Consider the following 26,828-nt stretch of genomic DNA (forward strand, 5'->3'; position numbering starts at 1 on the left):
CGGCTTGCTCGCGGTGCACCCCTCCATCACGTCTGCGTTGCCGGTTGCCGATGCCGGGACGTCGAGCGGGAGAACGTAAATCCATCAGGCGCGGGTGTACAACCCGGCGTCGCACACTCGCGTGAATTCGGCACGCAACGTCTCGACGTAGCGCTGGACGGATTCGCGCGCGACGTCGGTCCCCGGGTAAGCGACCACCAGTTGTGTCCCGTCGTGCATGCGATTGACCCACATGCACACCGTCTCCGACAGCCGGTTGTCTCCCCAGATACCGGCGCGCAACCCGTCGAAGTAATCACCGAACGGCAGCTTGCGGATGTCGATGAAGGACAACATCGGGACGGGTCGGTCCGGCACCTCGATCTGATCGTGGGTTGTCTCGAGCAGGTGGTAATAGGGCACCGCGCCGAGCGCCGTGTTCGCGTCGAACGATGCCTGGGCGGCGCTGACCACCTGGTCGAACGACGCACCGGCAGTAGGGATCGCCAAGGGGACGAAACTGGCCAGCCAACCGACCGCGGCGGCGTGGGCGGGGTCCCGGCGGTTGTCGAACGGGGTGAGCCCAAAGTAGGTGGGCGCGCCGGTCAACCGATGCTCGGCCAGGGCGGCGCAGGCGAACACCCCGCCACTGAAGCGTGCTCCCGCGGCGCGACACGCCGCCTCGAATCGCCGGCCTTGGTCGTCATCGATGAGGTCGAACACGTCAATGGCCCCCGGCGTATCGGCGCGTGTTTCGCCCAATTCCAGGGGAAACCGGGGCAGCAGCCCATTGTTCGCCGCGAGAAACGCCCGCCAACGCTGAATTTCGGGCGAATCGGTATCCAAGCTCGCGGTATAAGCACGTTGCCGCGCGCTGAATTCGCGATGGCTGGGTGCGGGTATCGGCACAATTGGCGACTTCTGCAGCGCGGCGAAGTACGCCGTCTGGATGTCCAGGAAAATCACGCCGGCCGACATGCCGTCGGCGCGCAAGTGATCGACGGCAATGTAGATGGTGAAACGGTCTACACCCTGGATGACTCCAAAGCTAAAGCAGTCCCATTGGAGCGGATCGGGCGTATCGAGAATCAGTTTGCGAATCTGGTGTGAGGCCATTTCCCCCAGATCCGCTGGTGCGAGCGTGATGTCATCCGGTTCGGCAATAACATAGCGAACCACCTCGTCGCTGTCATCGAAAGCGAATCGGTCATGATAGGTGTCGTGCCGCCGCACATGGTTGTTCAGGGCATGGGTCATCGCCTCGATGTCGCAGACGCCCAGAATCTCCCAGGCTCCTATGCACAATCGCGGGATATCGCGCCCGCGGCTGACCTGGCGTCGGTAATACCGAAGATGCTGCGACTGTTGGTAGCTGACGGCCGCCGGATGATATTGCGCTTCGGCTGCCTGCTCGTAGGTCTTAGCGGTGGGTAACCACGATACGACCGTGCCCTCGGCTGTCCAGTCGTCAACGGTGCCCAGGAACATGCGCGACCTTTCTCCCATCTGTAGGCGACGCCGGTCCGGATGACCTTAACGTGCCCCTGCCTGAGTTGCCGAGTACCTTCGAGTGCCGACGCACTTGTGCTTGGCGCTAGCTGCGCCGTTCGCGTACAAGTGATTTGGATCACCATGGTTTGAGTGGGCGCAGCGAATTCTGCCAGGTAAGTCGAATCGCCGACGCGTAGCTCGTCGTGCGGCGCACTCATAATCACTCCCGCTTGGGCGCGACAATCGGACAAGATCGAAGAGAATCGCGTCCGATCGCCATCGTCTTTCCGTACAAGAGGTAGCCACAACACAGATCGACTAATTCGCGCGCGGCTAACTCCGACTACTGCTCACACAAGCTTTACTTCGACGCCACGGCCCGATCTGTCGAATCATCCCACGATAGCGAGCGCTATCTTGGCGATGCATTCGTGCCACCCCTGACTTCGGGAAAAGGCGCCGCGGTCACCATATCTCAGGTTCGTGTACCGCGGAACAGTACCGGCACTAAAATCTTGGTGCACCGATAATCCGGCCGATGACGACGTATCCGAAAGGCGAAACGGGCCCATGGTCGCCGCCGAAAGTCCCTGCTAAAATCCCGCGGCGAAGTCAACTCACGCTCGACGCTGACTGTCGCCATGCCCGTCGCGGTCACATTGCGCGGCAACACCTTTGCGTTCGACCGCAGCAGATGGCCCAGGTCGTCACCGCCAAAACCCAGGAACGTGGGTTGATAGCTTCTCACCGCCCCGAGCGCATGGGCTCCAGCCCGCGAGCAGGCGGCGCGCCGACCGGCATGGGACTGCGGTCGCGGCCGCCCAGTTTGGGCTGGCGCCAACAGGTCTGGTTTCTGGTGTCGCAACCCTCGCAGTTGCAATGCAATTGGCGTGGCAAGCGCAGATCCCCGAGGGTCACGCTCGCGGTCGACACGGGTGGCGCGTTAGGCAGCGCCGCGCCGGCCTGCGGCCATCCCGATCCGGTCGAGATCATGCGGCGGTGCGCAGGACGTGTGGCCGGACGCGTGGGCCGATCCTGCAGTCGAACGCACCGGGTTACTAAAGGCGCGGACGGTGCTGGAACGGGGACGCCGCCCCGGATCACGGGGCCGCCGCGCGAGGCACAACGCGCCGACAACCTCGGGCCGGCGTGACCGGGGAGCCGGGGTCGTGATCGCCGGGCGCCAAATCTCCGCCAGGCATCGGCCGGCGTTCCGGCCCTTGCATCCGGCAGGCGTGCCCCGCGTCCTCCGCCAGATAATTGACGCCTCAGTAGAGGTTTACCGTGGACCGAACCGGAATCGCACTTCTTCTGCCATCTTCATTCCAGATCTGATCTACTGAGCCGATCGGGTCCAAGGCAAACCACTCGGCAATTCGTCGCCCTTTGTAGGGCGACGCCCTCCTCGGAGGTACGGCGACTGATGTCACGCCTGATGTCTTGGTGGCGCCAGCCGGACCAATACGATTGGATCAGCACTTTCCTGCGCCAGCGCGGCGGACTGCGCACGGCGCAGAAGATCATGGCTGTCGTCGCCGGGTTGGCGACGCTGGTGCCGCTGACCGTTCTGTCCATCGAAAAGCGCCCAAGCACCGGTGCTGTGATCGCCGGTGGGTTCACCGCCGCGTTCACGTTCGTGATGACCATTTTCTGGCTGGCACGCTGGCCGAGCCGCAGGCAGTCCAAGGCCGCCGTCGTGATCGGTGTCATGTGCATCGGGGGCTGGAGCCTCGTCCAGCCTGCAGCGGCCCTGGCCGCGCTGGCCTGCACGCCCCTGGCCGTCACGGGGGCCTACATCGCGATATTCCACCGCGCCAAGCTGATGCTGCTCAACGCGGTGGTGGGCATCCCAATCACCATCACTGCGGTGCTGCGACTGGTCCGCGAGGCGAACGTCGCCGTGGCGGTTTCCACATTCTGGCTGATCATTTTTGTTAATTGTTCCGTTCCGCTCGCCGTGTGGGGTATGTCGCGCGCCGTGGGAATGTATGCGCGCCGGGCCGAGGAGGATGCCCTCACCGGATTGCTGAATCGGCGGGCGTTCACCGAAACCGTCGGCAACCTCTTGGCCGATCCGCCGCTGATGCACACGCATCTGGCTGTGCTCATGGTCGACCTGGACAACTTCAAACGCATCAACGACACTCACGGCCATTCGGTGGGCGACCATGCGTTGCGGGAAGTCGCGGGGCTGCTGCGCGAACACGCGCCCACCGACGCGGCAATCTGCCGCGCCGGTGGCGAGGAATTTCTGGTCGCGATGACCTGCTCGGTGTCGGAGGTGGCGCCGCTGGCCGCGCGGATCTGCACGGCGATTGCCGGGCTTTCTCAGCGGGTCACTGCCAGCGTCGGTACGGCCAGTGTCGAGCTGCGCCTCCTCCGCAGAGTCGACGTCGCGACCCGTCTCGAAGAACTCATCACGACTGCGGACAGCGCAATGTATGACGCGAAGCGCAGCGGGGGGAACCGTGCCCATCACAGTGCGCGGGTCAAGATCTAACCGCCCGGCCGCTGCGGTCTAGTCGGTTCGGCCGGCTGTTGCGGTGGCGTTCGTTGCGCCGATCCGCTCAGCGATCGCCTTCTTGTCTACCTTGCCGATCGGTGTGGTCGGTAGTGCTGTCATCGCGACCAGCACATCGGGCCGGGCATGGGCGGCCACGCCACGCTGGTCGAGATGCGCGTTGAGCTCCGCCAGTGTCAGCCCCGGTTCGGTGAAGACCACCGCGGCGCAGATTTTTTCGCCCAGGTATGAGTCGGGCAGCGGCACCGCTGCCGCGGAGAAGACAGACGGGTGGCTGAGCATCTGCTCCTCGAGGTCCGCGGCGGAGATGGTCTCGCCGCCCCGGCAGATCACATCCTTGACCCGGCCGGTGACGGTCAGGTACCCGTCGAGTCGGATCCGGACCAGGTCACCGCTGCGGAAGAAGCCGTCGGGGTCGAAGCAGCGCTCGTTGTCGCGCTCGGCGCGGTAATAGCCGTTGAGCGTGTACGGTCCGCGCACCAGCAGTTCGCCTTCCTCGCCTGGCGCCACCGCTTCGCCGTCCGCGTCGACCACTCGCAACTCGTCCGCCACGCACAGCGGCCGCCCCTGGGTGTGGTCGACGACCTCGGGCGGATCGTCCGGACGGGTGTAATTGAGCAGCCCCTCCGCCATCCCAAACACCTGCTGCAGACCCGGAGTCAACGCGGCGCGGATCAGGCGGGCGTCGTCGGGCTCCAGTTTTGCCCCGCCAACTTGCAAGAGCCGCAGGGACTTAGGTGTCACCGGCTCCCACTCGCAGGCCTGCGCCCACAGTTTGGCCAGGGCCGGCACCAGAGCGGTGACTGTGACGCCGTGGCGTTCGATGGCGGCGAAGGCGGCCTCCGGGCTCGGATCGGTGCCGAACACGGTGGTGGCGCCCACCGTCATGGCACCGAGCAGCCCGGGGCAGGCCAGCGGGAAGTTGTGGCCCGCCGACAGCACCACCAGACAGACGTCGTCGGCGGTGAGCCGGCAGACCTGCGCGCTGGCGGTCGCGTTGAACACGTAGTCATCGTGGGTGCGGGGGATGAGCTTGGGAGTGCCGGTGGTGCCGCCTGAAACGAGAAGCAGGGCAGGCCATCCCGGGTCGGCCAGCGGCGCCGGGGGCGGGGCGGTGGCTTGATCGCAGAGGCGCGCCCACAAGGTGAATGACCCCGGATCGCCATCGACGATGACGTGCTCGAGCGTCGGATGGTCGGCGACGAGCTCGCGCGCCATGGCACGGTAATCGAAACCGTTCGCCGTGTCAGTGATCACCAACGCGGTGGCCTGGCTGACGTTGGCGAAGTGCCGCAATTCGGCCGCCCGGTGGCCGGGCAGGCACATCACCGGGATGGCGCCCGCCCGCAGCAGCCCGAAGAGCGCCACCGCGAACTGGCAACCATTCGGCAGTTGCAACAGCACCCGGTCGCCTCGCCGGATACCCAGCGCCCGCAGCCCCGCTGCGGCGCGTCCGGCGTGGTCGTCGAGCTGCGCATAGCTCAAGCCGGCGCCGTCCGTGGCGTCGAGCACGGCCATCCGGTCGGGCCAGCGCTGCGCGCCGTCGCTGAGGATGGTGTCCAAAGTCCTGCCCACCCAGTAGCCGGCCGCCCGATAGGCGGCGGCGCGGTCGGCGGGGAACGGCACGAACCCATCGAGGGCCCCGGCCGGGGGTTGCCGTGTGTTGGCGGTCATCGAGGTCCTCAGACGGGGGGCGTAGTAGCGGCGATCCGTGAGCAAGGATAGGGTAACCTCCACAACTTAGGGCAGCCTGTGCTAATTCAGGGAGGGTTTCGTGGTGCGTGCCTCGGCGCGCTCGGCAGACAACGTCCGGGCAGAGGTAGCCGAACTGCTGGGCGTCGGTATCGACGACGTCCACCCAAGCACCAATCTCATCGGTCAGGGCCTGGACTCCATTCGGATGATGACCCTGGCGGGCCGCTGGCGCCGTCAGGGCGTCGCCGTCGATTTCGCCACGCTGGCCGAAACGCCCACGGTCGAGGCCTGGGCCGAGCTGGTGACCGCCGAGGCGCCGGCCGAACCGGCCGACCCGGAGGCTTCCCCCGAGGCGGCCACGGCCACCGGCGACCCGTTCCCGCTGGCCCCGATGCAGCACGCGATGTGGATCGGCCGCCAGGACAACCAGCAGCTGGGTGGGGTGGCCGGACACCTCTATGTGGAATTCGACGGCGGGCCCGTCGATCCCGCGCGGCTGCGCGCGGCCGCCACCGAGCTGGCGCGGCGCCACCCCATGCTGCGGGTGGAGTTCCTGCCCGACGGCACCCAGCGCATCGGGGCAGCCGGTCGCGAGTTCCCGGTTGCGGTCGAGGACCTGCGCCACCTGGACGCCACGGGGGTCGAGCGGCGGCTGGCCGCCATCCGCGACGCCAAATCGCACCAGCAGCTCGACGCCGCGGTGCTCGAGCTCTCCCTGACGCTGCTGCCGGCGCAACGCTCGCGGCTGCACGTCGATCTGGACATGCAGGCCGCCGATGCGATGAGCTATCGCACGCTGATGGCCGACCTCGCCGCCCTGTACACCGGTCACGATCTGCCCGCACTGAATTACACCTACCGGCAGTACCGCCGCGCGATCGAGGCCGAAGAGGCGCGGCCGCACCCGGCCCGCGACACGGCCCGGGAGTGGTGGGCGCAGCGCATCCCGCAGCTCCCGGACCCGCCGGCGCTCCCCACCACCGGCGACCGTGGTTCGCGCAGGAGCACCCGGGTCTGGCACTGGCTGGACCCCGAAACCCGCGACGCCCTGTTCAGCCACGCGCAGGCCCGCGGCATCACTCCCGCGATGACGCTGGCCGCCTCCTTCGCCAACGCCCTGGCGCGCTGGTCGACCACCGCACGCTTCCTGCTCAACGTGCCCCTGTTCGGCCGCCAGCCGTTGCACTCCGACGTCGACGCGTTGGTCGGCGATTTCACCTCGTCGCTGCTGCTGGACGTCGACCTCACCGGCGCGCGCACCCCGGCGGCGCGCGCGGGGGCGGTGCAGCAGGCGATGCGGTCCGCCGCCGCCCACTCCGCCTATCCCGGGCTGTCGGTCCTGCGGGACCTCGGCCGCCATCGCGGCACGCAGGTGCTGGCGCCGGTGGTCTTCACCAGCGCGCTGGGGCTCGGCGAGTTGTTCAGCCGCGACGTCACCGCCCAATTCGGCAACCCCACGTGGATCATCTCCCAGGGCCCGCAGGTGCTGCTCGACGCTCAGGTCACCGAGTTCGACGGCGGTGTGTTGGTGAATTGGGATGTCCGCGAAGGGGTTTTCGCCCCCGGTGTCATCGACGCCATGTTCGCCTACCACATCGACGAATTGCTCAGGCTGGCCTCCGCCGACGACAGCTGGGAAGCGATTGGGCCGCCGCCGCTGCCGGATGCCCAGCGCGCGGTGCGCGACGCGGCCAACTGCCGCACCGCCGAGCCCAGTGGAGAAGCGTTGCACGACGGGTTCTTTCGGCAAGCCGAGCAACGCCCCGACGCGCCCGCGATATTCGCCAGCTCGGGCGAGCTCAGCTACGCGCAGCTGCGCGATCAGGCGCTGGCGGTGGCCGCCGCATTGCGCGCGGCGGGTGTGGCCGCCGGCGACACGGTCGCGGTGGTGGGCCCCAAGTCCGCCGAGCAAGTGCCCGCGCTGCTGGGCATCCTGAGCATCGGCGCGGTTTACCTGCCGATCGGCGTCGACCAGCCACGCGACCGCGCTGAGCGCATCGTGCACACCGGCGCCGTGCGCCTGGCCGTGGTGTGCGGTGGGCAGCGGCTGGGCCTGCCGGTGCTCGAGCTCTGCCTTGCCGATGTGCTGTGCGACGCCCCCACCACCACCGAGATCAGCGCGGCCCGAGTCGATCCCGCCGAATTGGCCTACGTCTTGTTCACCTCGGGCTCGACCGGGGAGCCCAAGGGAGTCGAGGTGACGCACGACGCCGCGATGAACACCGTGGAGTTCATCGCCCGCCATTTCGACATCGGCCCCGCGGATCGATGCCTGGCTCTGTCCACGCTCGAGGGCGACATCTCGGTGATGGACATCTTCGTAACTTTAAGGACGGGTGGGTCGATCGTGGTGGTCGACGAAGCACAGCGCCGCGACCCCGACGCCTGGGCGCGGCTCATCGACTTCCACCAGGTCACCGTGCTGCACTTCATGCCCGGGTGGCTGGAGATGCTGGTCGAAGTGGGCCGCGGCCGGCTGTCTTCCGTGCGGGTGATCCCCACCGGGGGTGACTGGGTGCGCCCGGAGTTGGCCCGCCGGCTGCGGGCCGAGGCGCCCAACCTGCGGTTCGCCGGTCTGGGCGGCGCGACCGAAACCCCGGTCCACAACACAATTTTCGAGGTGACCGATCTTGACGAGCTGCCGACTCATTGGACCGCTCTGCCCTACGGGGTCCCGCTGACCAACAACGCCTGCCGCGTCGTCAACGAGGCGGGTGACGACTGCCCGGACTGGGTCGCCGGCGAGCTGTGGGTATCCGGCCGCGGCGTCGCGCGGGGCTACCGCGGGCGGCCCGATCTCACCGCGCAGCGCTTCGTCGAGCACGCGGGACGCAGGTGGTACCGCACCGGCGACCTGGCCAGGTATTGGCCCGACGGCACACTCGAGTTCGTCGGCCGCGCCGATCACCGGGTCAAAATCAGCGGATATCGCGTGGAACTCGGTGAGATCGAGGCCGCGTTGCGCCGCCTACCCGGAGTGGGCATAGCGGTGGCCGCCCTGCTTCCTGGTCCCGGCGGCTCGGACATCCTGGCCGCCGCCGTGTGCCCCGACAGCTCCAGCGGTGACGAGCTGAGCGCTGAGCGGCTCGCGGGTCTGATGGCCGAACTCGTGCCCGCACACATGATTCCGCGTCACTTCGCGTTGGTGGAGCGGATCCCGTTCACCAACGCAGGCAAGATCGACCGCCGCGCCGTCGCACGAGACCTGGGCGCGGCGGTGTCGGTGGCCGAGCAGCCCGGCTACCGCGCCCCGGCGACGCCGCTGGAATCCGCCCTTGCCACGCTCCTCGGTGACCTGCTCGGCACGGAGCGGGTGGGTCTCGATGACGACTTTTTCGCGCTCGGCGGCGATTCAGTGCTCGCCACCCAGGCCGTGGGCCGTATTCGTACCTGGCTGGACACCCCGAATGTCATGGTCGCCGACATCTTCGCCACCAGGACCGTAGCGGCACTGGCGAGACTGCTCACCGAACGCGAGCGGGACGACGCGCGGCTGGACCAGGTTGCCGAGCTGTACCTCGAAGTCATCAACCTGGACGCCGACGCGGTGCTGTCGGCGAGTCGCCACACCCCTAAACCCGAGACAGCGCAATGACATCCGACCCCGTGCTGAGCATGCCAACGGAATTCGCATCCTGGATCAAGCGGGTGCCCGGTCGGAACGTGAGCCGGCCCGCTCAGGCGACCGTCGTGTTTCCGCACGCCGGCGCCGCCGCCGCGAGCTATCGCCCGGTGGCGGCCGCGCTGGCTTCCGGTGGGGACGTCTACATCGTGCAGTACCCGCAGCGCGCGGACCGGCTCAGTCACCCGGCCCCCGACACCGTGCACGACCTCGCCCAGGGCCTGTTCGACGCGGGGCCGTGGAGCCGCGTCGCGCCCCTTCGGCTGTTCGGCCACAGCATGGGCGCGGTCGTGGCGTTCGAGTTCGCCAGGATCGCCGAATCCCACGACACCGCCGTGCAGCGCCTGTGGGTCTCGGCCGGTCCCGCGCCGTCCGCGGTCGCCGCGATGCCGCAGCTCCCCACAACCGACGACGGATTGCTCGCCGACATCGCCGATCTCGGCGGCACCGACCCCGAACTGCTCGCCGACGAAGAATTCGCCGAGCTGTTGACCACCGCGGTGCGCGCCGACTACCAAGCGATCAATCGCTACGAATGCGCACCCGGCGTGCGCATCCGGGCAGGCATCCGGGTATTAGGGGCGCGCGACGACCACCGCGTCGATCCGGCCGTGCTGCGGCTCTGGCAGAACCACACCGCGGGCGACTTCGAATTGTTCTTATACGACGGCGGCCATTTTTATCTCAACGAACACGTCGACGCCGTGGCCGAACGGGTGAACACCGATGTCTGACAACCGGTGCGACGGCACGTCCGATCCCGTCGTGATCGTCGGCATGGCCCTCGAAGCGCCCGGCGGCATCGACACCGCCGAGAAATACTGGGAGTTGTTGGCGCGCGGACGCGAGGCGCTCGGTCCGTTCCCCACCGACCGCGGCTGGCAGGTCAACGAACTGCTCGCCGGATCGCGGCGCAGCGGCTTCAAGGAAATCCATGACCGCGGTGGATTCCTCTCGGGCGCAACAACCTTCGACCCTGAGTTCTTCGGCATCTCGCCGCGGGAAGCCATCGCCATGGACCCCCAGCAACGCGTCGTGCTCCGCGTCTCCTGGCGCGCGCTGGAGAACAGCGGCATCAATCCGGACGACCTGGCCGGGCACGACGTGGGCTGCTTCGTCGGCGCATCAGCCACCGGGTACGGGCCGCAGATGGCCAACTTTTCCCAGCACAGCGGCCACCTGCTCGCCGGGACCGCGCTGAGCGTGATCTCCGGCCGGGTCGCCTACACGCTCGGGTTGGCCGGGCCCGCCCTGACGGTGGACTCATCGTGTGCGTCCGCGCTGGCCGCGTTCCATGTCGCGGTGCGATCGGTCCAGAACGGCGACTGCGACCTGGCGTTGGCCGGCGGGGTGAACGTGCTGGGCTCGCCCGGGTTCTTCGTAGAGTTCTCCAAACAACACGCGCTCTCCGACGACGGCCACTGCCGCCCCTACAGCGCGCAGGCCAGCGGAACGGTATGGGCCGAGGGGGCGGCGATGTTTGTGCTGCAACGCAAATCGGCCGCGCTGCGCGCCGGCCACGAGGTGGTGGCCGAGGTCCGCGCCACCGCGGTCAACCAGGACGGCCGCAGCGCCGGGCTCAGTGCCCCCAGCGGTGAGGCCCAGCTCCGCCTGTTCCGGCGTGCCATGACGCTGGCGGGCGTTCGGCCGGACGAGGTCGGCATGGTCGAGGGCCACGGCACCGGTACTCGCCTCGGCGACCGCACGGAACTGCGGTCGCTGGCGCAAACCTACGGCGACACGACGCCCGGTGGGGGAGCGCTGCTCGGCTCGGTGAAGTCGAACGTTGGGCACGCCCTGGCAGCCAGCGGGGCGCTCGGGCTGGCCAAGGTGATGGTCGCGGCCGAACACGGTGCCATCCCACCGACCCTGCACGCGGCGGACCCGAGCCCCGAAATCGACTGGGAAAGCCAAGGATTGCGCTTGGCGAAGACCCTGACCCCGTGGCCCGCGGTCGGCGGGCAACGGATCGCGGCCACTTCGGCGTTCGGCATCGCCGGCACCAACGCACACGTGATCGTGTCCCTCCCCGAGGTCGCGTGATGCTCACATCTTCACTGCCCGACGGTCGCATCCCCGTGTTGCTCACCGCGCACGACGAAGAGTTGATCGTCAACGATGCCGAAGCGATCCTGGGTTATCTGGGCCGGACTGACGCGGACACAGCGGCGATAGCGTCGAGCCTGCTGCGTCTGCGGCGGGTGCGGCGGCACCGCGCGGTGCTCCGGGCGGCCGACCGCGCCGAGCTCGCCGGCGGGCTGTCGGCCCTGGCCCGCGGCGAAGAGCACCCGCTGGTCACCCGGTCGTCGGCGGGGGTTGCCCCGTGCATCGCGTTCGTGTTTCCCGGCCAGGGCAACCAATGGCAATCGATGGGCGCCGAAGCCTACCAACGACTTCCGGCATACCGGGCCGAGGCCGACCGATGTGCGCGGGCCTTCCTTGACGCGGGACTGCCCTCGCCGCTGCCCTACCTGATCGAAGACCTCGACCGCACCTGGTCGCGGACGGAAATCCAGGGAGCACAATTCACCCACGCGATCAGCCTGGCCCAGGAGTGGCGATTCCACGGCGTGCTCCCCGCAATCACCATCGGCCACAGCCTCGGCGAGGTCGTGGCGGCGTACGTGGCCGGAACGATTACGTTGCCCGACGCCGTCGCGCTGGTCGGGGCCCGCGCCGCCATCGTCGACCAATTGGCGGGTCAATACGCCATGGTGGTGCTGGGTGCCGGCGTCGACCAGGCCGAGTCCCTCATCGGGGAAACCCCGGGCTGGCTGGAAGTTTCGGCTGTCAACGGCCCTTCGTCAACGGTGGTGTCGGGAGACCACGACGCCGCGGCGGCCGTCGTACGGCTGGCGCGCCAACGGGGGATGTTCACCCACCAGCTGTCCGTGGACTACCCCGGGCACACCAGCGTCCTGCGGCCGTTGCGCGCGCAGTTGACCGAGCTTGTTCCCCGCTCGGCGTTTCAGGACAGCCCGGTCAGATTCGTCGGCTCGACCTTCGGTGGTGAGGTCGGCAGCGGCGTGGGCTTCGCCCAGTATTGGTATGAAAACCTTTGCAACACGGTGCGTTTCGATCAGGCGGTGACCACAGCTCGACACCTGGGGGCCACCACGTTCATCGAAATGTCCGCACATCCCTCGCTGCTGTATCCGCTCGCGGACCTGGTCGATGAGCGGACCAGCGTGGTCGTCGGCTCGGGACACCGCGAGGGCGCCATCACCGACGTGCTGGCGAAGAACATCGCGACCGTGGCGACCGCCGACCCCGGCTGCCAGTGGGCGAATACCATCCCCGGCGGTGTCCGCAGGCCGCTGCGCGGGTTCCCCAACGCGCCCATGCGGGCGGTGCACCTCTGGGCCGCTCCCGAGCCGCTGATCGACACGGCGCCCACCGCGTCGCCCACCGTCGCGGTCGAGGCCTGGCAGCCAGCGACCCCGTCGAACGCGGCGGGCGGCGACATCGGATTCTTCGGCGCCGGCGCGCAGGACGCGTTGACGCAGCGCCTGATCGATGCCGTTGGTGCGCAAGGCGGTTGCCGGGTGGTCGCGCCGCAGGAGGCCGAGATCGTCGCCGTCATCGCCCCCGGACTCGACGAGCGGGATCCCATGGCGGCGATCGAGCAGATCGCTCGCCGGCCGGACGCGGGTCTACCCGACTACGCCGCCCTGATCGGCCCGCGCTGCCGGGCCGTCTGGTTGCTCACCGCCAGCGCGGAAAACGTCGATCCCGGCGGTGTCGACGCGTCGCCGGCGCAGGCGGCGCTGGCCGCGATGCATCGCAGCGTCGGTTTCGAATTCACCGACCAGGCCTTCGGGCATCTCGACCTGCCGGGCCGGGACCTCGACGCGGGGACGGCGCGCGCCGTCGTCGACGTGCTGCTGGGTGACGCGGCCGAAATGGCACTGCGCGGAAGTGCAGTGCCACGGCCATACGTCCGAACATTCCGGGACTGCCGCGATTCGGTGACTAAAAGGCCGCTGGATGTCGCCGCGCTGGACAACGTGGTGATCACCGGAGGCAGCGGCGCCATCGGCCTGCAGTATGCGCGGTACTGCGTCGAGCGCGGGGCGCGGACGGTCACGCTGCTGAGCCGCAACGGCCTCAACCACACCGCGCTGCGCCGGCTCACCGAAGGTCACGACACCGAGGTACGCGTCTTGCGCTGCGACATCACCGACCCGGGCGCGGTGGCCGCGGCCGCCAGCCACGCCGGCGCGGACGGGGCGTCGTTGCTGATCCATACCGCCGGGATCGCCCAGACACGCTCCCGCGCCGACTTGACCGGAACCGACGTGGCGGCGGTGTGTGCCGCCAAGGTGCGTGGCCTGGCCCTGCTGGCCGAGATGTGGCCGCTGCGTCCGGAGTGCCGAATCCTGGCCTGCTCGTCGGTCTTCGGAGTCTGGGGCGGTTACCACCACGCCGCTTATGCCGCCTCCAACCGGATGCTGGACGTGTTGGCCGCCCAGCTGCGCGCCCGGGGCCACGACTGCGTGGCGATCCGGTGGGGACTCTGGCAGGCCGCGGGCGTCGTGGGCGCCGACGAGATCACCCGCACCGAACGCTCCGGATTGATCGCGATGACGCCCGAGGCGGCGATCGAGGCCGCCCTGCACCGCTATGACGGTGATCCGCTGATCTTCGACGCGGACTTCGACCGGCTCGCGGTGTTCTTCGAAAGCCAGGGGATGCCAATGCCGTTCAGCGCGGCGCAAAGCGGCGGGGGAGAGGGCAATTCCGTCACCAGGCCGTTGGCCGAGGTGGTGCGCGCCGAACTCGCCGCGACACTGCATCTGGACGACTCGATCTCGATCGATCCGAGCGCACCGCTCATCGACGTCGGGGTGGACTCGTTGCTCGCACTCGATCTGCGTAAGCGGCTGCGCCGGACGGTCGGACGCTCCGTTCCCGTCGCTCGCATGCTCGGCGGCATCACCCTCAACGAACTGATCGACGCGCTGCGCGCCGGCTCGACCGAGCCGCCGGAAGGCGCACGACCCGACGTTCGCGAAGCCAGAAAGGTTGGACTCCCCGCGTGACGGAAACCACCGGAGTGGGCGCACGGCTCGACGATGAGCGCCTGGAATTGTTGCGCCGCAAGATCACCGAACGCGGCCTGGCCAGGCCGGCCACCGGAGCGTCGGTGGCAACCCACGAACAGCCGCGCATGTCCGTCGGACAGCACCGGATGTGGTTCGTGCAGTCGGTGGACCCCGACAGCGCGCTGCTCAACGTCTGCGTCTCCTACCGCATCACCGGCACGGTCGACACCGAACGGTTGCGGCGCGCGGTCGACGCCGTCGCGGCACGGCACGCCGTACTACACACGACGTATGACACCGGCGCCGACGGCGACCCATATCCGGTCATCCGCAAGGAATTACGGCCGGAGTGGGCCGAGCACGACCTGTTGGGGCTGACGGATCAGGCCCGGCGATTACGGCTGGACGTGCTGGCGCAACGCGACTTTCGCAAGCCCTTCGACCTTTCCACCGATTCACCCCTGCGGGTGACCGTGGCCCGGCTTTCGGCCGACGAGCTGATGCTGTTGATCACCGCCCACCACATTGCCTGGGACGACGCCTCGTGGGCACCGTTTTTCGCCGACCTGACACGCGCATACGTCGATCCGGACGGCTTCGGCGACGAGCCCCCGCAGGCGGCCCCACCGCCGGACGACGCCACGGATCCCGCCGCGGACTACGACTACTGGCGAAGCCAGATGGCGAACCTCCCGGATCCCCTTGAGCTTCCGGGCCCCAACGGATCGGTGGTGCCAAGCACGTGGCGCGCCCAACGCGCCACGACGCCGTTGCCGGCGGCCACCGTCGACCGGGCGGCCGCGCTGGCGCGCGAGACCGGCGCCACCCCGTACATGGTGCTGATGGCCGCCTTCGCCGCGCTGGTGCACCGCTACACCCAGGCAACCGACTTCCTGATCGCCGCTCCGGTGCTCAACCGCGGCGTCGGAACCGAATCGGCGATCGGGTACTACGGCAACACCGTGGTGATTCGGCTGCGGCCGGGGCCCCACCAGACTTTCCGAGAGCTGGTGGCCGAAACTCGGGACCGCGCGGTGGGCGCCTTCGCCCATTCGCGCGCCGACCTGGACTGGCTGGTGCGCGAATCCAACCCCGATCGCCGCCATGGCGCCGACAGGATGACGCGGTTGAGCTTCGGGCAGCGTCAGCCCGACGGCGCGGGCTTCTGCCCGCCCGGGGTGCGGTGCACGCGCGCAGAGTTGCGCGGTCAATTCAACCAGCTGCCACTGAGTTTCATGGTCGAGCTGGACCGCTCGGCCGGCGGGTTGGTCGAAGCCGAGTACCTGGTCGAGGTGCTGGATCGGCAGCTGGTGGACCAGCTGCTGCGGCACTACGCCGTGTTGCTGGACGACGCGCTGGCAAACCCCGACACGGCGCTGTCGGCGTGCGCGCTGATGGGCACCGACGACGCCGAGTGGCTGCGCCGAGCCTCGACCGGTGAAAAGTTCGAAACCCCGGCCAGCACCTTGCCGGCGCTGGTCACCCGCCGCGCCAAGTCGTCGCCCGGCGCCACCGCCGTCGTGTACGAGGGCCGCGAGTACACCTACCGCGAGATCGACGAAGAGTCGAACCGCTTGGCGCACTGGCTGATCGAGCAGGGTGTCGGCACAGAGGACCGCGTCGCGGTGTTGCTGGACAAGTCACCCGAACTGGTCGTCACCGCGTTGGGCGTGCTGAAGGCCGGGGCGGTCTACCTGCCGGTGGATCCCACCTACCCCGAGGACCGGCTGAGCTTCATCCTCGGCGATGCCGACGCCAAACTCGTGCTGCGCGAACCCGTTTCCGGGCTGCTGGGGTACCCGGCCACCCCGCCCGCCGAGCTGATCCGGCCGCTGACCCCGGACAACACCGCCTACCTGATCTACACCTCGGGTTCGACCGGGCTGCCCAAGGGCGTGCCAGTGCCCCACGCACCGATCGCCGAGTACTTCGTCTGGTTCGGTGACGAGTACCGCGTCGATGAGACCGACCGGCTGTTGCAGGTCGCGTCGCCGAGCTTCGACGTGTCGATGGGAGAGATCTTCGGCACGTTGATCATGGGCGCCCGGCTGGTGATCCCGCGGCCCGACGGACTGCGCGACATCGGCTACCTGACGGATCTGCTGAGCCGCGAAGGCATCACCTCGATGCATTTCGTGCCGTCGCTACTCGGCCTTTTCCTCTCGCTCCCCGGCGTCAGCCAGTGGCGCACCCTGCGCCGCGTGCCCATCGGCGGGGAGGCGTTGCCGGGCGAGATCGCCGACAAGTTCCATGCCACTTTCGATGCGCTGTTGTACAACTTTTACGGCCCCACCGAAACCGTGGTCAACTGCACCAGCTACCCGGTGGAAGGGGCCCAAGGAACCCGGGTGGTGCCCATCGGGCGCCCGAAGATCAACACGCAGGTCCACCTGCTCGACAACGCGCTGCGCCCGGTTCCCGCGGGGGTGATCGGCGAGATATACATCGGGGGAACGCATGTCGCGCACGGTTACCACCGCAGGCCTGGGCTGACCGCCGAGCGATTCGTCGCCGACCCGTTCACCCCGGGCGGCCGGTTGTACCGCTCGGGCGACCTTGCCCGCCGCAACGCCGACGGCGACATCGAGTTCGTGGGCCGTGCCGACGAACAGGTCAAGATTCGCGGCTTCCGCATCGAGCTGGGCGAGGTCGCCGCCGCCATCTCGGTCGACCCCAGCGTGGGGCAAGCGGTGGTGCTGGCCATGGACCTGCCTCGGTTGGGCAAGAGCCTGGTGGGATATGTCACGCCGGCGCCGGGCGGCGGCCCGGAAAGCGTTGACGTCGAACGGATCCGCACCCGGGTGGCCGCGGCGCTCCCGGACTACATGACGCCGGCCGCCTATGTGGCTCTTGACGAAATCCCGATCACGGCGCACGGCAAGATCGACCGCGCCGCGCTGCCCCAACCGCAGATCGCCGCGGCCGCCGCATACCGCGATCCGGCCACTCCCACCGAACGTCGCATCGCCGCACTGTTTTCCGCGCTGCTCGGTCACGACCGAGTGGGGGTCGACGACTCGTTCTTCGACTTGGGCGGCCACTCGCTGGTGGCCACGAGACTGGTCGCCGCGATCCGGTCCGACTTTGGCGTGGAGGTCGGCATCCGCGACGTCTTCGAACTGGCGACGGTGGGCGCGTTGGCCGAGCGGGTCGACCAACTGAGTGCGGGCGAGCTCAGGCAGCCGCGGCCCAAGCTGATCGCGACCGCCCACGACGAGCCCATGCCCCTGTCGGCCTCCCAGCTGCGCAGCTGGTTCGCCTACCGCGTGGACGGGCCCGGCTGGGTCAACAACATCCCCTTTGCCGCGAAACTGAGTGGGCCCTGGGACATCGACGCCTTGGTCGCCGCCATCGGCGACGTCGTCGACCGGCACGAGATCCTGCGCACCTCCTACGTGGAGTTGGATGGCGTGCCGTATCAAGTGGTCGGGTCCGCGGCCCAGGTCTCCGTACGCCGCGCAACCGGGCCCGATCAGGCCTGGCTGCAGCGAGAATTGGACACCGAGCGCCGGCACTGCTTCGAGCTGGACCGCGAATTGCCAATTCGGGTCGCGGTACTGCGCACCGCCGATGACGCGTCCGAGCAGGTGCTGTCGCTGGTGGTCCACCACATCGCCTCCGACCACTGGTCGGCCGGGGTGCTGTTCGCCGACGTCATGACCGCCTACCGGGCGCGGCGGGCCGGGGAAGTCCCGGCGTGGGCGCCGCTGCGGGTGCAGTATGCCGACTACGCGGCGTGGCAGGGGGAGTTCCTCGGCGACACGAGCGGCCAGGAGTCTCCTCTCGCCGCCGAGCAGCGGGAGTACTGGAACCGCCAGCTAGCCGGGCTGCCCGAGGACACCGGTCTGCGGCCCGACTTTCCGCGCCAGCGGGTGCCCAGCGGTGAGGGCGATTCCGTGGACTTCTGTATCGATGCGGCCACGCGCGCCAGACTCGCCGAGTTGTCCCGCGAGCTGGGCATCACCGAATTCATGTTGCTGCAAACGGCAGTCGCCGTGGTGCTACACAAAGCGGGTGGTGGGCTCGACATCCCGTTGGGCACCCCGGTCGCCGGGCGCACCGAGGCCGAGTTGGACCAGCTCATCGGGTTTTTCGTCAACATCTTGGTGCTGCGCAATGACCTGACCGGTAACCCGACCCTGCGCGAGTTGCTGGCTCGCGCAAGGGAAACGGCGCTGGCGGCCTACGCCCATCAGGACCTGCCGTTCGACCGCGTGGTCGACAGCGTCAACCCGGTGCGTTCGCTGTCGCGCAACCCGCTGTTCCAGGTGGTGGTCCACGTCCGTGACCATCTGCCGGCGACGCGGGTGATCGAGCAAGCCACCGATGGCGGCGAGCAGGACACGGTATTCACCTCGCTGGACCCGGTGTTCGACATGGCGCACGCCGACCTCAGTGTCAACTTCTTCGGCACCGACGGCTCGGGCGGAGTCGGATACAACGGCAGTCTGATCTTCCGCACCGAGTTGTACCGCAGGGCCACGATCGAGCGGTTGGCGGGGTGGCTGACCCGGGTGGTCGCCGGCTTTGCCGACAACGTCGATCAGAGTTTGCGAGAGGTTCAGCTGACCGACGCCGCCCAGCGGCGCCGCCTGCTGGAGCATTGGAGCCGCGGCGAGCGGCCGCCGCACGACCGGCCACGCACCATTCCGGAACTGCTGGAGCCCAGCCGGGGCTGGGGGACCGATCGGATCGCGGTGCGCTGCGGCGGTCAACAGACCGATTACCCTGAGCTGCACCGCATTTCGGACAACTTGGCGGCGCTGCTCGCGGCGCACGGCGTTGGACCGGGATCATTGGTCGGGTTGTCGACACGGCGCGGCATCGACCTGGTGGTGGCGCTGGTCGCCATCATGAAGGCGGGCGGTGGTTACTTCCCCATCGATCCGGGCTATCCGCCGGCGCGCAAACAGTTCATGCTCGACGACGTGCGGCCACGGGTCGTGCTGGCCACCGCCGAAGCGGCGGCCACCGTCCCCGAAGTCCCTGGTGTCGCGGTGCTTTCACTTGATGACCCGCAGGTGCGGGCCGCAGTGGAGAACGGGGACGTGGCTCGGCGGGAACTCATTCGGCCGCACCCCGACGACCCGATGTTCTTGGTCTTCACGTCCGGATCCACCGGCAAGCCGAAGGGCGCGGTGGGTACCCATCGCTCGATGGCCGCCCGGCTGGACTGGCAGCTGCGGCACTACCCGCCGAGGACGGACGACGTCCGGCTGGCGCAGGCCTCGATCACGTTCCTTGAGGGCGGCATGGAGATGCTGGCCGGCCTGGCGGCAGGGGCCACGATGATCCTCGCCGACGACGCCGAACACCGTGACCCCGAAGCCCTCGGCGAGTTGATGAATCGTCACGCGGTCGCGCAGGTGACCGCGGTGCCAAGCCTGGTCTCCGTCCTGGTGGACAGCTCGCCCGACGCGGTGCGGGCGCTGTCCAGGTTGGTGTGCGGCGGAGAACCGGTGAGCGCGTCGCTGCTGCTCCGGCTCGCGACCGTGTGCGCCGGCGCGGACATCGAGCTGTTGAACAACATCGGTTCCACCGAAACGTCCGGCGCGGTATCACGCGGTCGGCTGGCACCGCCGAATCCACTGGTGGGCAAGCCGGTTCCTGGGGCGGACGCATACCTGCTCGACGACGGCCTGCGGCCGGTGCCGGTTGGCGTCGTCGGCGAACTCTATTACGCCGGGGATCAGTTGGCGCGGGGCTACTGGAAGCGGCCAGCGCTGACCGCCAGCCGGTTCGTGGCCAACCCCTTTGCGTTCGAGCCGGGTTCACGTCTGTACCGCAGCGGTGACCTCGCCCGCTGGACCGAGGACGGCCAACTGGAATTCGTCGGACGCTCCGACCACCAGGTCCAGGTGCGTGGTTTCCGGGTGGAGTTGGCCGAGGTCGAGGCGGCGCTGGCGGGGGTCGATGGCGTCGCCGCCGCCGCCGCGCGTACCTGGGAGGTGCACGGTGGCATCTCGCTCGCCGGATACGTTGTGCCGCAACGGCCGATGGTCGACGACGCCGAGAAGGCCTCGTTCGCATCGGAGGTGCGCGCCGCGATCAGCGCGACGCTGCCCGGCTATATGATTCCGTCGTCGTTGACCGTCCTGGACGCGCTGCCCAAGACCGAGTCGGGCAAGCTGAATCGGCCGGGGTTGCCGCGGCCCGCGGTCACCACCGGCGGACAGACGGAGCCGTCGCGCACCGACACCGAGCGGGCACTGGCCAAGGTGTTCGCCGAACTGCTGTCGACGCCCGAGGTGGGCCGCTTCGACGACTTCTTCGCCCTGGGCGGGGACAGCATCCTGTCGGTGCAGCTCGCCTCGCGGGCGCGGGCCGCCGGCCTGGCCGTCAGCCCACGGATGATCTTCGAGAACCCGACGGTGCAGCAGCTGGCGGCCGCTCTCGACGGGCTAAACGACACCGATCACACCGACGCCCGGTTCGAGCCGATGAGCACCTCCGGCCTCTCGGCCGACGACTTGGCCGCGGTGACACAGCTTTGGTCGTCGTCGCGCGACGGCACGCCATGACGGCTACCAGGGACGTCGCGCCCGACATCGAGGACGTGATGGCGCTGAGCCCGCTGCAAGAGGGCTTGTATTCGCTGACCACGCTCGCCGAATTCGCCGACGGCGACGCCGACGATCCATACGTGATCGGCATGGCCGCCGACATCTCCGGTGCGCTCGACGTCGCGTTGTTACGCGATTGCGCGTCAAAGATGTTGGAGCGACACCCCAACCTGCGCGCCAGCTTCTTCAGCCGAGGGATCGCCCGTCCGGTGCAGATCGTGCCGTCGCGGGTCGACCTGCCGTGGCGTATCGTCGCCGCGGCACCCGAGGATGTGCAGGCGCTGGAGGCCGGTGAACGCCGGCGCCCGTTCGACCTGGAGCGCGGTCCGGCGATCCGCTTCCTGCTCATCGAACTCCCATGTGCGCGATGGCGTTTGGTGCTCACCGCCCACCACATCGTGATCGACGGCTGGTCGATGCCGGTGTTCGTCAACGAGATGATGACCCTGTACCAGGCCGGCGGCGACCCGTCCGCGCTGCCCGCCCGGCCGCGGCCATACCGTGACTACATCGGCTGGCTGGCGAGCCGCGATCTAAAGGCCAGTCAACAGGTCTGGCGCGAACATCTGGCCGGCCTTCCCGGCCCCACCCTGCTGTCGGCGGCGCTCGGCTCGGCGGAAGACCGGCGGACCGGGCTGCCCCGGACCACCGAGCTGCGCCTGCCGGCCGCGGCCACCGCGCGGTTGGTGAACGAGACCCGGTCCCACGGCATCACCGTCAACACCTTGATGCAAATGGCGTGGGCGCTGGTGTTGTCCAGGCTGACCGACGCCCATGACGTGGTCTTCGGGGTCACGGTCTCCGGGCGGCCACCCGAACTGACCGGCGTGGAGACCATGATCGGGCTGTTCATCAACACCGTTCCCATGCGGGTGCGGCTCGACCCGGCCGCGAGCGTCGGCGAGCAATGCCGCACGGTGCAGCGCGACGCCGCGCTGCTGCGCGAGCACGGCTATCTCGGGCATGCCCAGCTGCGCGCGCTCGGCGGCGTCGGGGAGATGTTCGACACCCTGCTGGTCTACGAGAACTTTCCCCTGGACGGGCTGACCGCCGGCGCTGAATTGGCCGCCGGCGGTGCGACATTCCGGCCGTCGGCCCTGCAAACCCTGTCCCACTTCCCGATCACCGTCGCCGCACACATGGAACGCGGCGAGCTGGTGGTGCTGGTCGAGGTCATCGACGGTGCGCTAGGCGCCGTCCCCGCCGCGGCTTTCGGCCGGCGGGTGCTGACCGCCGCCGAACGGCTGCTGCAGGGTTGGGAGCGGCCGCTGCGCCAGGTCAGCGTGCTCTTCGACGACGAAACGGCCCCGCTGCGCGGCGCGGCCCCGACCACCCCGTCGGCGATCGGCATCCACACCAGGTTCGCCCACGTCGCAGCCAAGAACCCGGACAGTCTCGCGATCAGCTGGGCGGGCGGCACACTGAGCTACCGCGAACTGGACGCCCTCGCCAACGGCCTGGCCGCCCACCTCGCCGACCGCGGGGTGCGGCCCCAAACCCCGGTGGCCATCCGGCTTCCCCGGGGACCGCACTACATCGTCGCGATGCTCGCCGTCCTCAAAGCCGGCGGCACGTGCGTGCCAATGGAGCCGGGGACCCCACCCGAACGGGTGGAATCGATCCTGCGTCAATCCGGCGCCGCGATCGTGCTCGACGAAGAGGCGCCGGTGCCCGGCGAACGGCCCGGCGCCGACTTCCGCCCCGCCGAGGCGTCGCCGGGCCAGGCGGCCTACGTCGTCTTCACCTCGGGTACCACGGGAGAACCCAAGGGCGTCATCGGAACTCACGCGGCGCTATGCGCTTACGCCGACGACCACCTGCACAACGTGTTGCGGCCCGCGGCCGCCCGGCTGGGCCGACCGCTGCGTATCGCGCACGGGTGGTCGTTCGCGTTCGACGCCGCCTGGCAGCCGTTGGTCGCGCTGCTCGACGGTCACGCCGTGCACGTCGTGGACGAGCACACGCAGACCGACGCCGAGGCGCTGGTCGAGGCGATCGCCGACCATGGCATCGACATGATCGACACCACCCCGTCGATGTTTGCCCAACTCACCGCCTGCGGTTTGCTGAGCACGGTGCCCCTCGCGGTGCTCGCGCTGGGCGGGGAAGCGCTTGGCAAGCCCGCCTGGAGCCTCATCCGCGCCGAGTGTGCGCGCACAGGCATGGCCGCATACAACTGCTATGGCCCCACTGAAACGACGGTCGAGGCGGTGGTCGCCGCCATCGTGGACCATCACGAGCCGTCGATCGGGCGGCCGACCCTGCATACCCGCGGCTACGTGCTGGACTCCGCGCTGCGACCGGTGCCATGCGGGGCGACCGGCGAGCTGTATCTGGCCGGCGCCCAGCTGGCCCGCGGTTATCTCGGCCGTGCCGCCGAGACCAGCCACCGGTTCGTCGCCGATCCGTTCGCGACCGGTGAACGCATGTACCGCACAGGCGATTTGGTGCGTCGGGGCGTCGACGGCTCCCTGGGATACGTGGGCCGGGCCGACGCCCAGGTCAAGATCCGCGGATATCGCGTCGAGCCGGGCGAGATCGCGGCCGCGCTCGAGTCGCATCCCGGTGTCCGGCATGCGGGTGTTCTGGTGCGCCGGGACCAAGGGGCCGCCCGGTTGACCGCGTACGTGGTGGTTGCGGATGCGGCGCCGCGGGCGCCGTCGGCGGCCGAGCTGCGTGGCATGCTCGGTGCCCGGTTGCCGCGCTACATGATCCCTCAGCGCATCGTCACGGTCGACGAGATCCCCTTGACGGTCAACGGCAAGCTGGACGAGGCCGCGCTCAGCGCCTCCGACACCGCCGAGGCGGCACCCGCCGAGGCCGACCCTGCCACGCCGACCGAAGCAGCACTGGCCGACCTTCTCTCGGAGATTCTCCATGAACCGCGAGTCGACGTCGCCGCGGATTTCCTGCAGCTGGGCCTGGACAGCATCACGGCCCTTTCAGTGGTGCAGGCGGCCCGGGCGCGGGGAATTGCGCTGCGCGCCAGGCTCATCCTCGAGTGCGCCAACGTCCGCGAGTTGGCGGAGGCGATCGACTCCGAAACGATCTCTGCCGCAAGCGATGTCGACGACGACGCCGGGCCCATGCCGGTGCTGCCCAACGGCCGCTGGCTCTACGAATTCGGGGAGCCGCGCCGCCTGGCGCAGACCGAGGCCATCCGGTTGCCCGACAACGTCACCCGCGAGCAGCTGGACGCCGCGCTGGCCGGCATCGTGAACGCCCACGCGGTGCTGCGCGCCCGCCTGGACCGGGCCGCCGCGACCCTGGTTCCGGCACCGGACGCCGGCACCGTCCCCATCGACGAGGTTGCGGTCTCCGACGACCTGCAGGCGGTGATCCCCGCACACGCCGCGCGGGCCGTCGACCGTCTCGACCCGGAACGGGGGAGGATGCTGGCCGCGGTGTGGCTTCGCGGCCCGACCGGGCCGAGCGTCCTGCTGCTGGCCGCCCACGTCCTGGCGATGGATCCGGCGTCCTGGCGGGTAGTCCTCGGCGAATTAGACGCCGCTCTAGCGGCTTTGACCACCGGGCACTCGCCCGCGCCGATCCGCGAACACACCACCTACCGGCGCTGGGCCGCCGCGCTCATCGAGCGCGCTCAACGGCTGGACACCGTGCAGTTCTGGGCCACCCAGTCCGACGGCGACGATCCCCGGCTCGGCGCCCGACGGGTCGATCCGCGTCACGACCGCGCCCGCGATCTGAACGTCCGCATGATTGCCACCGACGCCGACATCACTCGCCGGCTGCTGAACACTGGCCTGCCGATGCCGACCCTGCTGATCACCGCCACGGCGGCGACGGTCACGCGGTGGCGACAGTCCCGCGATCAGGACACGCCACCGCCCCTGCTGGCGCTCGAAACACACGGGCGCGCCGACGCTCTCGTCGACGATCGGGGCGCGCACACCATCGACACCGGCGACACCGTCGGGCTGCTGAGCTCCATCTACCCGCTGCGGGTGCCGTCGGCCGATCCGCGAACCGTGGGGGAGTTGCTGGCGGCGATCCCGGGCGACGGGCTGGACTACGGTTTGCTGCGCTACCTGCGTACCGACACCGCCGAGCGACTCGCCCCCCTGCGCGGGCCGCAGCTGCTGCTCAACTACCTCGGCACCGTCCACGCCCACCGCGGCGCCGCGCTGACGGTGGAGCGCGAGCTGCTGGCCGGGGTGTCGCCGCAGCCCGAGCCGGAACTCGCGGTCCGCCACGAGCTCACCATCGTGGCCGCGATGCTGACCTTCGACGGACAACAGGTGCTCGCCGCGCAATGGCGCACCCTGCCCGACATTCTCAGTGACGCCGATGTGGCTGAGCTGCAACACCTTTGGATCGATTCGCTGCGGGAGATGGCCACATGAGCACACTTGCGATCCTCGGCGCGGGGGCCAAAGCGGTCGCGGTCGCGGCCAAGGCTTCCGCGTTGCGCGACATGGGCGTCGATGCCCCTGAGGTGATCGCCGTCGAACGCATCGGCGTCGCGGCCAACTGGCAGGCGAGCGGCGGTTGGACCGACGGGGCGCACCGGCTGGGCACCAGCCCGGAAAAGGACGTCGGGTTCCCGTACCGCTCGGCGCTGGTGCCCCGCCGCAACGCCGAGCTCGACGAGCGGATGACCCGCTACAGCTGGCAGTCCTACCTGATCGCCACCGCGTCGTTCGCCGAGTGGATCGACCGCGGCCGCCCGGCGCCGACCCATCGCAAGTGGAGCCAATACCTGGGCTGGGTAGCCGACCAGGTCGGCCTCAACGTGGTGCACGGTGAGGTGGAACGGCTGGCCGTCAGCGGCGAGCAATGGGCCCTGCATACCCACGAGACCACCGTGCAAGCCGATGCCTTGATGATCACCGGGCCCGGCCAGGCCGAGAAATCGTTGCTGCCCGGCAATCCCCGCATGCTGTCGATCGCTCAGTTCTGGGACCGCGCCGCGGGCCACGACCGGATCAACGCCGAACGGGTGGCCGTGATCGGCGGCGGCGAGACCGCGGCGTCGATGCTCAACGAGCTGTTCCGGCACCGGGTTTCGACCATCACCGTCATCTCGCCGCAGGTGACGCTGTTCACCCGCGGAGAAAGCTTCTTCGAGAACTCGCTGTTCTCCGACCCCACCGACTGGAGCGCACTGACGCTGGCCGAACGCCGCGACGCGTTGGCCCGCACCGACCGCGGCGTGTTCTCGGCGAACGTGCAGGAGGCCCTGCTCGCCGACGACCGCATCCGACACCTGCGCGGCCGGGTGGCCCACGCGGTGGGCCGCGACGGGCAGATCCGGCTGACCCTGTCGACCAACCGGGGCAGTGAACACCTCGAGACGGTGCACGGTTTCGACCTCGTCATCGACGGTTCCGGCGCCGACTCACTGTGGTTCACATCGTTGTTCGGCCAGGACGTGCTGGACCTGCTTGAGCTGGGCCTCGGCGGACCGCTGACCGCCGACCGCCTGCAGGAGGCGATCGGCTACGACCTGGCCGTCAGCGACGTCACACCCAAGTTGTTCCTACCGAACCTTTCCGGTTTGACGCAGGGGCCGGGATTTCCCAACCTCAGCTGCTTGGGATTGTTGTCAGACCGGGTATTGGGATCCACGGTGGGTTCGGTCGGCCCCTCCAAGCACACGACGACAAGGAGACGCGATGAGCATCAACCCCTTCGATGACGAGAACGGCACCTTCTTCGTCCTCGTCAATGACGAGGAACAACACAGCCTGTGGCCGAGCTTCGCCGACAAACCGGCCGGGTGGCAAGTGGTCTACGGCGAGGCGAGCCGCGCGGAATGTCTCGAGTACATCGAACAGAACTGGACCGACATCCGGCCGAAGAGTCTGAAGGAATCGATCGAGCGACGCACGTAACGGGCGGCGGCGCGCGGCCGTAGCGTCGCCGTACCGTGACCGGCCCGAGACACAATT

General features: G+C 69.0%; 10 protein-coding genes and 1 pseudogene. 9 read left to right on the forward strand and 2 right to left on the reverse strand.

What is annotated here, in order from left to right:
- Positions 1-84: 84 nt before the first annotated feature.
- Entirely contained in the window at positions 85-1,467 is a 1,383-nt protein-coding gene (locus ACEL92_RS09675; RefSeq protein ID WP_374025355.1) for a condensation domain-containing protein, read from the reverse strand.
- A 1,525-nt stretch (positions 1,468-2,992) separates the two neighbouring features.
- On the opposite strand from ACEL92_RS09675, the gene ACEL92_RS09680 reads away from it, so the two are divergent.
- Positions 2,993-3,970, forward strand: a complete 978-nt coding sequence (locus ACEL92_RS09680; RefSeq protein WP_374025356.1) for a GGDEF domain-containing protein — start codon at positions 2,993-2,995, stop codon at positions 3,968-3,970.
- Between the two features lie 18 nt (positions 3,971-3,988).
- Here the strand turns inward: ACEL92_RS09680 and ACEL92_RS09685 are convergent, their stop codons facing one another.
- On the reverse strand, positions 3,989-5,665 hold the full coding sequence (locus tag ACEL92_RS09685) for a (2,3-dihydroxybenzoyl)adenylate synthase (RefSeq protein WP_374025357.1): 1,677 nt from the start codon (positions 5,663-5,665) through the stop codon (positions 3,989-3,991).
- 100 nt (positions 5,666-5,765) lie between these two features.
- Between ACEL92_RS09685 and ACEL92_RS09690 the strand changes: the two genes are divergently transcribed.
- From ACEL92_RS09690 to ACEL92_RS09725, 8 genes and pseudogenes are all read left to right on the forward strand, one after another.
- Positions 5,766-9,281 (forward strand): amino acid adenylation domain-containing protein, encoded by a 3,516-nt coding sequence (locus tag ACEL92_RS09690; RefSeq protein WP_374025358.1) that lies wholly within the window; start codon positions 5,766-5,768, stop codon positions 9,279-9,281.
- A gap of 20 nt (positions 9,282-9,301) precedes the next feature.
- Positions 9,302-10,042 carry a thioesterase II family protein gene (locus ACEL92_RS09695; protein WP_374026156.1) on the forward strand — a complete coding sequence of 247 codons (741 nt, stop codon included), beginning with the start codon at positions 9,302-9,304 and terminating at the stop codon, positions 10,040-10,042.
- A complete protein-coding gene (locus tag ACEL92_RS09700; protein ID WP_374025359.1) occupies positions 10,035-11,351 on the forward strand; it encodes a polyketide synthase in 1,317 nt (438 codons plus the stop codon). Before ACEL92_RS09695 ends, ACEL92_RS09700 begins: the two co-directional genes overlap by 8 nt.
- Positions 11,351-14,387, forward strand: a pseudogene (gene mbtD / locus ACEL92_RS09705) (mycobactin polyketide synthase MbtD). Before ACEL92_RS09700 ends, mbtD begins: the two are co-directional and overlap by 1 nt.
- A complete protein-coding gene (locus ACEL92_RS09710; protein ID WP_374025360.1) occupies positions 14,347-20,874 on the forward strand; it encodes an amino acid adenylation domain-containing protein in 6,528 nt (2,175 codons plus the stop codon). The pseudogene mbtD and the gene ACEL92_RS09710 overlap by 41 nt, the downstream one beginning before the upstream one ends.
- On the forward strand, positions 20,871-25,280 hold the full coding sequence (locus tag ACEL92_RS09715) for an amino acid adenylation domain-containing protein (RefSeq protein ID WP_374025361.1): 4,410 nt from the start codon (positions 20,871-20,873) through the stop codon (positions 25,278-25,280). Before ACEL92_RS09710 ends, ACEL92_RS09715 begins: the two co-directional genes overlap by 4 nt.
- Positions 25,277-26,575, forward strand: a complete 1,299-nt coding sequence (gene mbtG, locus ACEL92_RS09720) for an NADPH-dependent L-lysine N(6)-monooxygenase MbtG (protein ID WP_374025362.1) — start codon at positions 25,277-25,279, stop codon at positions 26,573-26,575. The genes ACEL92_RS09715 and mbtG overlap by 4 nt, the downstream gene beginning before the upstream one ends.
- On the forward strand, positions 26,553-26,771 hold the full coding sequence (locus ACEL92_RS09725; protein ID WP_374025363.1) for an MbtH family protein: 219 nt from the start codon (positions 26,553-26,555) through the stop codon (positions 26,769-26,771). Before mbtG ends, ACEL92_RS09725 begins: the two co-directional genes overlap by 23 nt.
- The last annotated feature ends 57 nt before the right edge of the window (positions 26,772-26,828 follow it).

It is taken from the genome of Mycobacterium hainanense, from assembly GCF_041890355.1.
GTDB lineage: Bacteria > Actinomycetota > Actinomycetes > Mycobacteriales > Mycobacteriaceae > Mycobacterium > Mycobacterium hainanense.

Bases quoted from the DNA above. Each gene is read 5' to 3' on its own strand.
- ACEL92_RS09695 (WP_374026156.1), top strand. From the start codon at position 9,302: ATGCCAACGGAATTCGCATCCTGGATCAAGCGGGTGCCCGGTCGGAAC.
- ACEL92_RS09685 (WP_374025357.1), bottom strand. From the start codon at position 5,665: ATGACCGCCAACACACGGCAACCCCCGGCCGGGGCCCTCGATGGGTTC.
- ACEL92_RS09680 (WP_374025356.1), top strand. From the start codon at position 2,993: ATGGCTGTCGTCGCCGGGTTGGCGACGCTGGTGCCGCTGACCGTTCTG.
- ACEL92_RS09715 (WP_374025361.1), top strand. From the start codon at position 20,871: ATGACGGCTACCAGGGACGTCGCGCCCGACATCGAGGACGTGATGGCG.
- ACEL92_RS09725 (WP_374025363.1), top strand. From the start codon at position 26,553: ATGAGCATCAACCCCTTCGATGACGAGAACGGCACCTTCTTCGTCCTC.
- ACEL92_RS09675 (WP_374025355.1), bottom strand. From the start codon at position 1,467: ATGTTCCTGGGCACCGTTGACGACTGGACAGCCGAGGGCACGGTCGTA.
- ACEL92_RS09700 (WP_374025359.1), top strand. From the start codon at position 10,035: ATGTCTGACAACCGGTGCGACGGCACGTCCGATCCCGTCGTGATCGTC.
- mbtG (WP_374025362.1), top strand. From the start codon at position 25,277: ATGAGCACACTTGCGATCCTCGGCGCGGGGGCCAAAGCGGTCGCGGTC.